This window comes from Breznakia pachnodae (assembly GCF_030814225.1).
GTDB classification, from domain to species: Bacteria; Bacillota_I; Bacilli_A; order Erysipelotrichales; family Erysipelotrichaceae; genus Breznakia; species Breznakia pachnodae.
Window position 1 is genome coordinate 266,538 of record NZ_JAUSUR010000002.1, and the last position, 13,229, is coordinate 279,766.

At 32.5% G+C, this 13,229-nt stretch carries 15 protein-coding genes; 2 read left to right on the forward strand and 13 right to left on the reverse strand.

Annotation, left to right across the window (positions count from 1 at the left end; all coding sequences use genetic code 11):
- Window positions 1-6: 6 nt before the first annotated feature.
- A complete protein-coding gene (locus tag J2S15_RS07300; protein WP_307406865.1) occupies window positions 7-1,155 on the reverse strand; it encodes a Gfo/Idh/MocA family protein in 1,149 nt (382 codons plus the stop codon).
- 231 nt (window positions 1,156-1,386) lie between these two features.
- Here J2S15_RS07300 and J2S15_RS07305 point away from each other — a divergent pair, with 231 nt between their 5' ends.
- Window positions 1,387-2,421 (forward strand): LacI family DNA-binding transcriptional regulator, encoded by a 1,035-nt coding sequence (locus tag J2S15_RS07305; protein WP_307406866.1) that lies wholly within the window; start codon window positions 1,387-1,389, stop codon window positions 2,419-2,421.
- Between the two features lie 2 nt (window positions 2,422-2,423).
- On the forward strand, window positions 2,424-3,338 hold the full coding sequence (locus tag J2S15_RS07310; RefSeq protein WP_307406868.1) for a sugar phosphate isomerase/epimerase family protein: 915 nt from the start codon (window positions 2,424-2,426) through the stop codon (window positions 3,336-3,338).
- A gap of 39 nt (window positions 3,339-3,377) precedes the next feature.
- On the opposite strand, the gene J2S15_RS07315 is transcribed toward J2S15_RS07310, so the two are convergent.
- The 12 genes from J2S15_RS07315 to J2S15_RS07370 all read right to left on the reverse strand — a co-directional run bounded on the left by J2S15_RS07315 (window position 3,378) and on the right by J2S15_RS07370 (window position 13,227).
- Window positions 3,378-4,340, reverse strand: coding sequence for a hypothetical protein (locus tag J2S15_RS07315; protein WP_307406869.1), 963 nt, complete (start codon window positions 4,338-4,340; stop codon window positions 3,378-3,380).
- Window positions 4,341-4,427: 87 nt separating this feature from the next.
- Window positions 4,428-5,564, reverse strand: a complete 1,137-nt coding sequence (locus tag J2S15_RS07320; protein WP_307406871.1) for an ABC transporter permease — start codon at window positions 5,562-5,564, stop codon at window positions 4,428-4,430.
- Window positions 5,551-6,675 (reverse strand): ABC transporter permease, encoded by a 1,125-nt coding sequence (locus J2S15_RS07325; protein ID WP_307406873.1) that lies wholly within the window; start codon window positions 6,673-6,675, stop codon window positions 5,551-5,553. The genes J2S15_RS07320 and J2S15_RS07325 overlap by 14 nt, the downstream gene beginning before the upstream one ends.
- Before the next feature lie 9 nt (window positions 6,676-6,684).
- Window positions 6,685-7,617 (reverse strand): ABC transporter ATP-binding protein, encoded by a 933-nt coding sequence (locus J2S15_RS07330; protein WP_307406874.1) that lies wholly within the window; start codon window positions 7,615-7,617, stop codon window positions 6,685-6,687.
- Window positions 7,618-7,620: 3 nt separating this feature from the next.
- Complete coding sequence (locus tag J2S15_RS07335; protein ID WP_307406876.1) at window positions 7,621-8,538, reverse strand: permease prefix domain 1-containing protein; 918 nt, start codon at window positions 8,536-8,538, stop codon at window positions 7,621-7,623.
- A complete protein-coding gene (locus J2S15_RS07340) occupies window positions 8,525-8,866 on the reverse strand; it encodes a PadR family transcriptional regulator (protein WP_307406878.1) in 342 nt (113 codons plus the stop codon). Before J2S15_RS07340 ends, J2S15_RS07335 begins: the two co-directional genes overlap by 14 nt.
- Before the next feature lie 102 nt (window positions 8,867-8,968).
- The gene (locus J2S15_RS07345) at window positions 8,969-9,526 is read right to left on the reverse strand and encodes a PadR family transcriptional regulator (protein WP_307406880.1); all 558 of its coding nucleotides are present in this window, start codon (window positions 9,524-9,526) and stop codon (window positions 8,969-8,971) included.
- Between the two features lie 179 nt (window positions 9,527-9,705).
- The gene (locus J2S15_RS07350) at window positions 9,706-10,176 is read right to left on the reverse strand and encodes a GNAT family N-acetyltransferase (RefSeq protein WP_307406882.1); all 471 of its coding nucleotides are present in this window, start codon (window positions 10,174-10,176) and stop codon (window positions 9,706-9,708) included.
- An 88-nt stretch (window positions 10,177-10,264) separates the two neighbouring features.
- A complete protein-coding gene (locus J2S15_RS07355) occupies window positions 10,265-11,068 on the reverse strand; it encodes a hypothetical protein (RefSeq protein WP_307406883.1) in 804 nt (267 codons plus the stop codon).
- A 66-nt stretch (window positions 11,069-11,134) separates the two neighbouring features.
- A complete protein-coding gene (locus J2S15_RS07360; protein ID WP_307406885.1) occupies window positions 11,135-11,887 on the reverse strand; it encodes an HAD-IIB family hydrolase in 753 nt (250 codons plus the stop codon).
- Window positions 11,888-11,919: 32 nt separating this feature from the next.
- Entirely contained in the window at window positions 11,920-12,513 is a 594-nt protein-coding gene (locus J2S15_RS07365; RefSeq protein ID WP_307406886.1) for a type IV toxin-antitoxin system AbiEi family antitoxin domain-containing protein, read from the reverse strand.
- Window positions 12,514-12,615: 102 nt separating this feature from the next.
- Window positions 12,616-13,227 (reverse strand): dihydroxyacetone kinase family protein, encoded by a 612-nt coding sequence (locus tag J2S15_RS07370; RefSeq protein WP_307406888.1) that lies wholly within the window; start codon window positions 13,225-13,227, stop codon window positions 12,616-12,618.
- Between the last annotated feature and the right edge of the window lie 2 nt (window positions 13,228-13,229).

Below are 13,229 nucleotides of genomic sequence, written 5' to 3' on the forward strand. Positions count from 1 at the left end.
TCCTTTCTATTTCACATGTATCCACGTCTGTGTCTTGTTACTTTCGATACATGCTTCAATCAATTTCATTAAGTAATGTCCTTTATAGAAATCAACATAATCCAACTCTTTATTATCTTTATCCTCAATTGCCAGATAAAACTCCTGGATTGAATTCTTAAATGCATCTGCCCAACCTACTGCATGTCCATTTGGTAATGCAATAAATCGTTTTGCCTTATCAGATACATACTTCGCATCTGCATATAACAGCTCATTTCCACGATTACGCTTACCTATATATAAACGATCTGCATGTTCCTGTTTCCAAGTAATGGATTGTTTACTTCCGCTCATGCAAACCTCAATATCATTTTTATGACCACCAGTCACCTGTGATATTGTAATCGAAACCTTTGTACCATCTTCTAACTTTGCAATGATAAACGCAGCATCTTCGTTCTGTACTGCTACCTCTTCATAGTTATCACTTACAACTTCCGAGAATGTTTCTCGTTCTTCTTTGCTTTCTTTACGTTTTGGATAAACTTTAATTAAATCTGCAAATACATCAGTTATTTTTTGACCAGATATAAACTGTATCAAATCAAACGCATGTGATCCAATATCTGCAACAGCTCTTGATGCCCCTACCATATCAGGAACAAAGTGCCAGTCATAATCGGTATCGTACATTAACCAGTCTTGAATATAAGATGCTTGAACTAATAATAAATTACCAATCTTCTTATTGATCACTTGTTCTCTCATTTCTCTTACCATTACATTACTGCGATAATTTAAATTCACTGCGTGTAACCCTGTGCTCATAGATGCGATATCAACCAAGGCCTGTGATTGCTCAGCTGATAAGGAGAGCGGTTTCTCACAAAATACATTCATATCATGTTCCAGTGCTTTCTTAGCCATTTCATAATGAAGAAAGTTTGGTGTACATACATGTATTACATCAATACCTTCTAATGCAAACAATTCATCTTCGTTATCATAATAATTAGGAATATGGTATTGCTCTGCGATTGTCTTTGCTCTCTCTATTGTTGTTTCCACAATTGCAACTACTTCTGCATTTGGAATTCTTCTAATTGCTTCAATATGTTGTTTCCCAATGAATCCACCACCTACTACAGCAGCTTTTATTTTGTTTTTACACATATTTACCTCTTTTTTACTGTAAATTTTTATTTTTTACATTTATTACGACTACATTGTAAGCCCTAACAATCGCTCCGTCAACCTATTTTTGTAAAAAATATGACTTTTTCAGTAAATTTTTATATATTTTGTCCTTTTTTACATTTTTTCTTTACATTTTGGAATGTAAGCATTGATTAATCTTATATTAAGCCGTATAATATGCATATATATTTGGATGGAGGACAGTTTATGAGTAAACAACACAAGGCTACAATTGAAGATGTTGCACAACTCGCTGATGTTTCAATAGCAACAGTATCTAGAGTAATAAATGCGAAAGACAAGGTAAAGGATTCAACAAAGCAAAAGGTTATGGAAGCAATCCATGAACTAGGTTTTGAAATCAAACGAAATGATTTACTGTCAGATCATGACAGTAAAACGATTTTAGTTTGTGCTACGGAATTAAAAAACCCATTTATCGTTCCGGTTATTGATGGAATTCAAAACTCCGCACATAATCATGGATATGATATTTTATTACTCCAGACAAAACAGTTATATACAACATTTGAAGACTATGAATCTGTGTTAAAATCACAGAAATTTGCTGGAGTTGTTTTCTTATCTTCAGTTACCAGTGCTCAACTGCAGAAAATTGGAGAAAAACTGAATTACCGTTGTCCAATGGTTTTCTGTTCCGAATATATTGAAGACGCAAATATTCCTTATGTATGTATTGATGATGAAGATGCAATGTATCGTTCTACTTCGTTTATTTTAGCAAGTGGAAGAAAAAAGATTGCCTTCATGAATTCAAGTTTTAAGTATAACTATGCAAAACGTAGAGAAGTTGGATTTCGCAGAGCAATGGAAGACAATGATGTTCCCGTAAACGAAAATGCAATTGTACGTTTGTCATCGGTTACTTACAACCTGGCATACTCAAATGCTTTACACCTGTTAGAACAAGAAGAAAGACCGGACGCCATCCTATGTATTTCTGATGTGTTCGCAATGGGAGTATTAAAAGCATGTAAGAAAAAAGGATTACGTGTTCCAGAGGACTGTGCAGTTATTGGTTTTGATAACATTGATTTAGCCGCGATTGCAGATCCTCCACTAACGACAATTGATCAACCTGCTTATCAGTTAGGTTATCAATCATGTGAGTTATTAGTAGAAAAAATTATACGACCTGAAACCCCAAACAAAAGAATTGTGTTGGATACCGAACTAATTGTTCGTGAATCAACACCAATTACGATTAAGAAAGGAATTTAAAAATGAAATTAGGCATTAATAGTGCTATTTTAGAACACTATGATTTTGAAGAAATGATTAAATTCGCTTCTTTGCAAGGTTTCGAGTGTGTAGAAGTTGCATGTTGGCCAGTGGGAAAGGCTGAACGTAGATATGCAGGAGTATCCCATATTGATGTAAGTAATTTAGATGATAGAAAAGTAAATGAGATTCATGATATTTGTAAGAAATACAATATTGAAATATCAGCATTGGCTTTTTATCCTAATACATTAGATAGTGATTTAGAAGCAAGAGAAAACAACATCAGTCACTTAAAGAAAGTAATTGATGCTGCAGCGTTATTAGATGTAAATTTAGTTACTACCTTTATTGGCAGAATGCAGGAAAAGACAATTGAAGAAAACATTATCGAATTTTCTAATGTATGGCCTTCAATTATTCAATATGCAAAACAGAGAGATGTTCGTATTGCAATTGAGAACTGCCCAATGCTGTTCTCACAAGACGAGTGGCCAGGAGGTAAGAATATCTTTACCAGTCCAGCAATTTGGAGAGAATTGTTTAAGATTATTCCTGATGAAAATTTTGGAATCAATTATGACCCATCTCACTTTGTTTGGCAACAAATGGATTATATAAAACCAATTTATGAATTCAAAGACCGCATCTTTCATATTCATTTCAAGGATATTAAGTTAAGTAAAGATGCATTGGATGACTATGGTGTATTAGCATATCCACTTTCTTATATGACACCCAAACTACCAGGTCTAGGTGATGTAGATTGGGGTAAATATGTATCAGCATTAACTGACATTGGATACAAGGGTTATGCTTGTATTGAAGTAGAAGATAAAGCATTTGAATCTTCTAACCATGATATTGATAACTCTGTTATTCTAAGTTATCGTTATCTGAGACAATTTGTAATTTAAACTTATAGCATAAAGCCACCATACGGTGGCTTTTTAATATTAATCCCATATATCTATGTGACGAATAAACGACTCAATTGTATCTTTATTGCAAAGATAAATCACTTTCCCTTCTGCACCTTTTCGATTGTTCTTCTTATCACCACACCCCATGGTGAAGATACCAAGAGTTGGAAATGCAACTGCTTTTTTCTTTTTTGATTCAATATATTCATATTTATCTTTCATTTGTGTTAGTTTATCGTCTTGAAAGATACGAAGCCCGTCTACTTCAACTTGCCACCCATTTGATTCAATAAGCTCAATATCATATAAAGGCATATCTTCACTATATTTATACGATACTTCATAATCACGATATCTCAATTCAACACCATGATTAAAATAATACTCTATAATATGTTTATGCGAGCCATAATTTTTCCATGTATGTTCTGGTGAATTCCAGACTTTATGAATATCTTCAGGTTTCATCATAAACTGGATACTAGTATTTCCTGCTATGCTTACGCCTTTCATTGGTTCAAGTATAAGCACTTGTGATTTATAGCGATAGTAGTCAAGCATATCTTTAGAAAAGGCAACAATATCACGATTAAACACACCAGGTCGTGGGTTACTCCATCCATCACAGAATGGTGTAACTGATACAAGTAATCCTAACTCTGGAAACAATGTACTTTCACCATTTGCATATACATAGTGTTCGTGTTTAGACTTTAATTCTTCTATTCCTTCCTTATCTGTTATATCAATATTATCTACTTCAAAAGAATTAAAAGTAGGATCGATTCGAAATCCTACAGATACTAACTTGTCATCAATAAATTCTGTATTGTATCCACCACGTCGTTCCAGTCTCCAGTTGCGAATAGTATCTTCCTTTATCTCATATATTTTGGAATCTAGATTTGCCACTTGTTGTGGTGTCATTCCAAACTCAAACACTCGTTCATCTTCACTCATACTGTAGTATGGAATAATTGTATGTGTATGTCCCATGATACCTCCTGCTAGTCTTACTTTAATTAAATTATAGCATTCACCCTAGCATATAAAAAGATAGAGTTTCGCAACTCTACCTTTTGTTTAAATAACATTCTTTCTTTTAATTCTATTAAATATAAATGCTACTGCAAAGAATACCACTCCAAATGCTACTAGTACTAACATGTTTTGGAAAATAGGAGTTAACGTCTTTTCCGTTAATGATGTTAGTTCAAAGATTTTATCATTAGAATTTACAAACCAATACGATGGTGTAAATTTAGAAATCGTAAGAACCGAATCACTTAGCATTGACTGAGGTACAAAACATCCTCCTAAGAATGCCAATGCAAGACATAATATATTCGATACTCCATTGATTGCTTCTGGTTTCTTAATTGCACTTGCAATTAAATATGCAAGTCCCAAACAAGGGAATACAAGAACTGCAAGATTAATCAGATATAAGTATGATCCAGTGGCAGTCATTCCATCACCAAATACTGTATATGCAAACAGACAAGACAATCCAAATAGTACTGCTCCAAATACGCCAGCACCAAGTGCCAACTGTACATTCATCTTTAAGTTTGATACTGGAGATACTACATTTCTTCTTTTGATATCAACTCTGTTCATTGATACCATAACTACTCCAAGTCCCCAGATAAGAGAACAGAAGAATGAGTAACATAAGAAGTTAAAGTAATATTGAATTTGTTCTTTGTCTTCTCCACTTACACTTTCAGATGTAACTTCAAGTTTTAAATCCGTATTTGCATCTTTAATTGCATCCTCTATTGAAGGCGTAGCTGCGTATGCATAATGACTACGTACTGTGTTTGAGAATGCATCTGCGTAGTTATCTACTACATATGCACTTGCAGAATCAGGAACTTGTTTCTTTTCTAAAACAATCTCTTCATTTGCTTTGATTGCATCTTCATATCCTTCAGGAATGTATAGAACATATACAATATCCTGATAGAAAATTGCTTCTTCGATATCAGCTTCATCAATATCTTTAATATCGGTTCTTTCACCCATATACTCCGTTAATGCTTTTGATGCCTCACTATTGTCATTATCCACAATTGCAATATTTGCTCTTTGAATTGTGAAGGAATCTCCACTTGTCTTCACAAACATGATTGAGAATGCAAAGGCAATAATTAAGGTCATGAATACACTGATTTTATTTTTATTAATAATCTGGAAGAATAACTTAAATACTTGCATATGCTTTCCTCCTTAATACAGTGTATGAAATTAATACTGCTACAACTCCCATAGCTGCAAGAATTGCCATATTAATATATACTGCCGAAATATCTTCATAATAATATAAGATATTAAACCCATTTGTAATTAGTGTTGCTGGATTAATATATTTCAAGAATGGAATTGTCTGATTCAAGATATATGGCATGTTACTTGCCATCATTCCAGCTAAGAAACAACTGAACAAACTCCCCATACTTACAATACTGATGTTTGTATTCTGTTTGAATTTAGAAATACTTCCAATCATGATTCCCATTCCTAAACTCATTAATATTCCACATAAACTAAGTGCGATTACCTGAGGGAAATGACTTCCAAAATCAGTACCTAATACAAAGATCAGATAAGCAAAGGTAATAGCCAATTCAATAACCATTAACGTAAAGGTTACTAAGTAATCAATAAATACAAGTTTCATTTTATGGGTTGGTGCTACATTCAGACGAATGGCACGATCACTTTGATTTGCTTGTGTATCACTGATACTTTTTAATCCCCAGAACATTCCATACATACATGTCATTGCAATGATTGTATAGAAGTACTGTGTGGTCATATCTACAGTTCCTGCCTTAGAACCATAGTCTTCCACAACTACTTTACTCTGTATAATATCTTGTACCACAAGCTCACTCATTGCCTGTGGGTTATCCTTAACAACCGTTTCTACGGTAGAGTTAATTCTTAAGTATGATTGTGCTACTTCTTGAATAATCTGTGTTTCCAATGTTAAGTTCTTGTATAGAACTACTGGGGTTTCTTCACTGATTAATGCAGCCTCCACTTCACCTTCTTCTACTAACTCTTCAGCTTTTTCTCTTGTTGTGTAAGTGACTTCGAATAACTGATTTTCTCCATCTGCTCCTAATTCCTCTACTACTTGATTGAAGGCTTCATTTCCTTCATCAACAACTGCTACTTTTACTAGTTCCAGTTCTTGGTTACCAAGGTTAGAGAATGCAAAGAAGAATAATGTTGCTAGTCCAATTGGAAATAACAGGGACCAGAACATAATTGTCTTATCTCTTACAAAACATATAAAGCGATATTTAAATATATGAAACATAGAATTCACCTAATCCCTTAATTCTTTTCCTGTGATTTCTAAGAAAACATCATTTAATGTTGGTGTTTCACTATATACTTTATCAAATGAAATATTGTTGTCTTTGAAGTAAGCTAACAGTTCCATTAGTAATCCATTGTCTTTTGTGACAATAATTTCTAAGATACCCTTTTCAAATGCTACTGCCATTACATCTTCATGAGCATCAATATGTTTGATTGCTTCTTCACTAATTTCATCTAATTCAAATTTAATTTTTTCTTTAATTTGAATTGAACTCTTCAATTCTTCTTTACTACCACTTGCAATTACTTTACCACTATCCATGATAATAATGCGATTACAGATTTGTTCAACTTCTTCCATATAGTGAGTAGTATAAACAATTGTAGCTCCTAAACGATTTAACTCCTGAATATTTTCAAGAATACGATTACGTGATTGTGGATCTACTGCAACTGTTGGTTCATCCAAGATAATTAACTTTGGCTTATGAGCAATCCCACAAGCAATATTAAGTCTTCTTAATAAACCACCACTTAATTCTTTTGGATACTTCTTTTTAAAGTCAGTTAATCCAACGAATTCTAAAGATTCATCTACTAATTGTTTACGTTTCTTACTGTCATTGATATACAATCCACAGAAGTAATCCACATTTTGAAATACTGTTAATTCTTCAAACACCGCAACATTCTGCATAACAACACCAATATCTCTTTTGATATCGTATGAACTTGGTGTCATATCTTTCCCAAAGATTTGTACACTTCCTGAGTCATATGTAAGAAGTGCTAATAAACAGTTAATACTTGTTGTTTTTCCACTACCGTTCGGTCCAAGAAGTCCTAACACTTCTCCTTCTTCAACCTCTAAACTAAATTTATCTAGAGCCTTGAATTTACCATAATGCTTAACTAAGTCCTTAATTTCAATAACCATATGTTATTCCCTCCCTGTAGCTACTGCTACAATTCCGCACAGAATTCCTCCGATTGGAAAGACAACCCATCCAGGGTGCCATAAATGTCCTAAGAATCCCAATAATAAGAAGATTCCTGTAGCACTTAACATGATAATTCCATATAAAGGACTATCTTGTTGAGCTTTTTTACTTGCTGTTTTTCCTTTAACAAATAATTCATACCCTTCAGCTTCAGTACCAGTTTTAATAAACATAAATACTCCAGCGCTGACGATTGCAAAGAACACCAAGATGGCAAATGCATCGCCCAAAATCCATTCAACCAATGTAAACAATCCTACTGCAACAATACAAAGCACAACTCCTACTCCAATTAAAATCCCTGATCGTGCTTTATAATCTGCATATCCTCTCCTCAATTCATCCATTTTCTGTGGACTAATTGATGGGTCTTCCTCAATATATTTATACGCATCACTTTTTGTACCAAAGTAAATAAAGATTAGTACTGCTGCTGCAACCATTCCAAAGAACACTACACCAGTTAGAATGTTTCCTAATTTACCCCAGATAATTGTTCCAACAAACTGTGATACCCCAACAGCATTAATACAAATTAAAACTGCTACTGCTATCATAGTTCCACTGTAATTCTTCCAGCGGATATATTCATCTACTTCCTCATCTCTAAGGTAGTTTACTTCTTCCCCATTTTTAGAAGCTTCTGGATCAATGTTCAATTCTTTTAGAATCTCACTCATATCTCCAAATTCATTTATTACTTCTCTGCTGGCACTTGCTTCATTCATTCCACTATTTACCAACTCTTGAAACTTGTCTTCCATATGATCTTGAATATTCAATTTCATTTCAACAACTTCTTTTGTTTTTGGCAAATCCCTAAACATTTGCTCTATATAAGCTCTAATTGTTTCCATCTTCTAGTCTCCTTATAAATTGATTGATTACATCCTTTGTAACTTCCCATTCTTCACACTTTTCTTTATAGTATCGAATACCTGCATTTGTTACTTTATAATAGGTTCTTCTTTTCCCATGAGTCTCATTTCCATAGTAAGAAGCAATATATCCTTTTTTCTCCAACCTAGTAAAAGCCGAGTACAATGTAGTTTCTTTAATACTATATTTTTGCTTCGAGCGATCCTCAATCTCTTTTGATACTTCATACCCATAACTATCTCTCTCAAGTAATATGAATAAAATCATCAGATCATTGTATCCTCTAATTACGTCACTACTTATCATAATGCCCTCTCTTCTACCTGATTTGTTTTTTTACTACGGCTGTCGTAGTACGTCAGGTGCAGTAATAATATATCACAATTACTACGACAGGTAAAGTAGTTTTTACTTATTTTTTTCTTTTTTTATTATTTCTATCATTTCTGCAGCCCAATCAACACACATTTTAAAGTAGTATTCTCCATATCTTGCCGTCATTTTCCAATACACCGCAAGCTTTCTTTCCTCTTCATTTTCAATATGTGCTTCCACATTCTCATTGGTTTGAGCCATACTATCCAATCGACTTTGACATGCTTCACGATAACGTTCAAACATTGCGATATTATCATCCACATCATTTCCACCAGAGAAGAATACTTTAATAAGAAATGCATTTCGTATTCTCATTTCCCTATCAACAAAATCTTTACTTAACCATTTATGTAGTTCTTCTAATCCAAGAGGTGTAATTGAATATACCTTACGATTCGGTTTATCATCCTGGTAAACAATCTTTGATGTCAACCACTCATCTTTTTCCATCGTATTTAATTCTTTATAAATCTGACTTGTTTGTGTATTCCAGAAATAATTCAATGAATATTCAAATGTTTTATTCAAATCATACCCTGTTTGATCCCCATAACTAAGCAATCCTAACAATCCATATTTAGCTGACATAATAGCCTCCTTTATTCTACTTGTTTCATATTCCACTTTTAGAATATTATAAAATTATATTATTGTCAACTTATTTTTCTATAATTAGAGAATATAATAATTCTTTTTTGATTACTATAGTATTTAAGTAAGTGGTAATTTTACGCACTTAAGCGGTCAAAAAAAGCAGAGAAATTATTTTATTTCCCTGCTAGTCTTTTAATATCTTCGATTGTTAAACGAAATCCAACCCACTCTTCTTGAGCTTTTGCACCAAGTGATTCGTAGAATTCAATACTTGGTTTATTCCATTTTAGACATGACCAGTCAATTCTCTGACAGTCTTCATCAACCGCAATCATGGCAACCTCTTTAAAGAATTGTTTTCCATAACCACTTCCTCGATATTCTTTTTTTACATATAGATCTTCAATATAAATCCCCGCTTTTCCTAAGAAGGTTGAGAAATTATAGAAGTATAGACAATATCCAACTACTTTACCATTTACTTCTCCTAATAAAACTTTTGCTTTTTCTTTATCAAATAACCATTCTTCAAGAATCTCTACTGTCGCTGTTACTTCGTGTTCTAATTTTTCATACACTGCTAATTCAATTATTAAATCTAAAATTGTTTGTGTATCTTTTCTTGTCGCTAATCTTACTTTCATTTTTATCACCTTTCCTATTGTATCATGAATATATTTATTAAGTTTATCATTTTTTGATAAACTCTGGGAATTACATTTTATATAATTATTATTCCATATCAGCAATCCATATATCAAAAAAAACTATATCCTGGATAAATCCAGTTTTTTGCACACTAAGCCAATATGTAGTTGCTGTATGCGATCCATATGATGCCATTATAATCTCATAGCAATGAGCAGTATAACTATTATCTGCATTCTCACTAATATCAATTCGATAGGCAACTTCTTGTTCGGGACCTAAAGCCGTTCTTTCTGACATATAGAAATATTCACCGTCTTCATTTTGATGTAACTTCAAATCAAAGTTTACTGTAAACCGTCCAGGATCCCAAATATTTTCTTTTACATAAGTCAGTGCAGATAATGAATCTTCAAATACAGTTGGTGTTTCTAAAGATGAAATAGATTTTAAACCTCTCGTTTCATCCCAACTAAATGCTTTTCCTGTTATTTGATCTACTCCTAAGTATTTTTCCTTACCTTCAATTTCAACCTTATAAGCTAATAACAATGTTCCTTGTGAGTATCCCCAATTATCCCGTATCTTCATTTCCCATAAACTAACATCTTCTTTTTTGACAGCATCATGATAAATAACTACATTTTCTAAATGTTCTTTAAACTGATTGTACTGAGGATATCTGTCTCTGTCATTAAGATATTCAGTTTTATTATATTTATCCTCACTATAACTCTCATATTCATTAATATCTATCTTTACCAAATATTGATCTTTTTCAAATTCAGCTTGTTTTTGATTAGCTTTATTATCTGCATTATTTGTACTGCACGCTATTAGAAGCAGTATCAAAGTACCATATATCAACTTTTTAATTGTTCCCCTCATTAATTCCCCTTTTAAACCTCTATTTACCAGTTCATAATATCAAACTAATTATATCATGATTAACTACTACATATACTTATCAAGTATTTCATCGATACTAGTTATTACACCAATAGCTTTATCTTTAATTTCTTGTGTTGCCCACTCCATTGTGTATCCAATATTGTTTTCAATCATTATTAGATCGTTCAATCCATCACCTACAGCAATAATTGATTCTAAGTCTTTATATTTTTTTACTATTTTTTGTACTGCTGAATCTTTTGTTACACCAAGAGGAGTAAAGTCTATTGTTTCTATATTTGGATTGATTGATGCAATTCCATCATATTTATCTCTCAATATAGTTTCTTTTTTCTTCATTATTTCTGCTGTATCATATCTTGTGTCAATAGCATATACATGTAAATCATTTAAATCTTTTCTCTTTAAGATTTTTGTATAATAGTTAATTGTCTCTTTCCCTTCCTGATATCCTTCTAATAAATATCGTTCCTTTTCCTCCGATATCACGAAATAATGACTATTTTGAATTGTAGAATCATTAATAATCATATTTACTATATCCATTGATAAAGTTGATTCATTTATAACTTTGTAGTTAGCATCGTACGTAACACTTCCGTTATTGCAAATTATATAGTCAACAGGTAATTGATCTTTCTCAATAATTCCAGTTGTAATATTTAAACTTCTTCCTGTTGCAAGTACAAATAAGTTCCCTGCTTCTACCCATTGTCTCAATTTATCTATTGTTTTTTTACTTACTTCACCATCGATACTGATAGTACCATCATAATCACTTACTAATAATTTCATATATATCTTCCTTCTCTTTTCATAACAATTGTTTAATCTAACACTTCTAAATATGAACGAACTTTGCTTTCTACTTTAAACATCTTTGCATACATTTGTAATTTAATGTAATTAATTTTGTGTTCTTGGGCATACATTTTAAAGGCTGTTGTAATGATTTGAATATCAATTCTATAAATCGGTCTAAGACATTCAACCAATGTACGCTCTATCTCATAAATGTTAATAATTTGATTGCCATGTCTTTTGATATTGATAATTCCTTCTTCATAATTCTTTCTAAGGACCACTGGTTTAATTCCATTTTCTTTTATTAATTTGGTGTTTGTTCCATATAGAAAACTCATAATTGGCTTAGATGGAACAGTTAGTGATAAACCATGTAACCAAAGTGCTGTATCTAATGAGTATATTCCTTTCGGATAGCGATACTGTAACATAAAATACTCATCAACATAAATCTTAGGCTTATGATATATCCCTGAACACTCTTTTACTAGCATTCCATCTTTAAGCATTGTCTGAATTTCATAATATAATATATTGTGTCTTTTTACTTGCTCAAAGGTAATAATTCCTTTGTTTTTATTTATTAATTCTTCTAATGAATAATTAGTCTTTTTCATATGATCACCTTCTAACATTTGTATATCAGTAAGATATTATCACATCTATCAAACCAAAAACAATATGCTAACAAATAAATATTTTGTTAGCATATTGTTTTTTTATTTTGCGATTGAATAAAATGCTTCCATTAACAGTTTTGCAACATATGCTCCTGGATCTTCCAAAGCAATTGATGCTTCCCCTCTTGTAGCAGCTCTACCATGCACTGCTTTCATTGTTGTTGTATTATGAAAACCTGTATCTGCTGCTTCTGCAGCTCTTTTTGAAATATCAGGTAATGAAGATTCTATGTTTTCTTTGATTACTTCAATAGCTGGATGTAATCCATCTAAAAATGTTTTCTCTCCAACTTTCGCCTTACCTCTATTCATTACACCTTCTTCATAAGCATTAAAGAATTGAAGCCAGGTTTCATTAGTCATTTCATTTACACCACGTAAAGCTTTTGCTGCCTGCATAAGCCCTGATGCCATTAGGGTTCCCATTGTAGAAGGAACCGCATTCGCCATACTTTTTCCCGCAGTATATAGAACCTTTCCAATATCCGTTTCTTCTGTATCTTTCACAGCATTATATGCTGCAGCATAACCATCACTCATGGTAAGACCCAAATCACCATCACCAACAACACTATCTAATTCAATGAGATAATCTTTATTTTTGTTCATGATTTCATCAAGAGTTTTTAAATACTTTAGTATGTCTTTCATGA

Coding starts and splice junctions, on each gene's coding strand:
- J2S15_RS07355 (WP_307406883.1), bottom strand. CDS start 11,068: ATGAGGGGAACAATTAAAAAGTTGATATATGGTACTTTGATACTGCTT.
- J2S15_RS07320 (WP_307406871.1), bottom strand. CDS start 5,564: ATGCAAGTATTTAAGTTATTCTTCCAGATTATTAATAAAAATAAAATC.
- J2S15_RS07360 (WP_307406885.1), bottom strand. CDS start 11,887: ATGAAATTATTAGTAAGTGATTATGATGGTACTATCAGTATCGATGGT.
- J2S15_RS07350 (WP_307406882.1), bottom strand. CDS start 10,176: ATGAAAGTAAGATTAGCGACAAGAAAAGATACACAAACAATTTTAGAT.
- J2S15_RS07300 (WP_307406865.1), bottom strand. CDS start 1,155: ATGTGTAAAAACAAAATAAAAGCTGCTGTAGTAGGTGGTGGATTCATT.
- J2S15_RS07345 (WP_307406880.1), bottom strand. CDS start 9,526: ATGTCAGCTAAATATGGATTGTTAGGATTGCTTAGTTATGGGGATCAA.
- J2S15_RS07365 (WP_307406886.1), bottom strand. CDS start 12,513: ATGAAAAAGACTAATTATTCATTAGAAGAATTAATAAATAAAAACAAA.
- J2S15_RS07310 (WP_307406868.1), top strand. CDS start 2,424: ATGAAATTAGGCATTAATAGTGCTATTTTAGAACACTATGATTTTGAA.
- J2S15_RS07325 (WP_307406873.1), bottom strand. CDS start 6,675: ATGTTTCATATATTTAAATATCGCTTTATATGTTTTGTAAGAGATAAG.
- J2S15_RS07330 (WP_307406874.1), bottom strand. CDS start 7,617: ATGGTTATTGAAATTAAGGACTTAGTTAAGCATTATGGTAAATTCAAG.
- J2S15_RS07340 (WP_307406878.1), bottom strand. CDS start 8,866: ATGATAAGTAGTGACGTAATTAGAGGATACAATGATCTGATGATTTTA.
- J2S15_RS07305 (WP_307406866.1), top strand. CDS start 1,387: ATGAGTAAACAACACAAGGCTACAATTGAAGATGTTGCACAACTCGCT.
- J2S15_RS07370 (WP_307406888.1), bottom strand. CDS start 13,227: ATGAAAGACATACTAAAGTATTTAAAAACTCTTGATGAAATCATGAAC.
- J2S15_RS07315 (WP_307406869.1), bottom strand. CDS start 4,340: ATGGGACATACACATACAATTATTCCATACTACAGTATGAGTGAAGAT.
- J2S15_RS07335 (WP_307406876.1), bottom strand. CDS start 8,538: ATGGAAACAATTAGAGCTTATATAGAGCAAATGTTTAGGGATTTGCCA.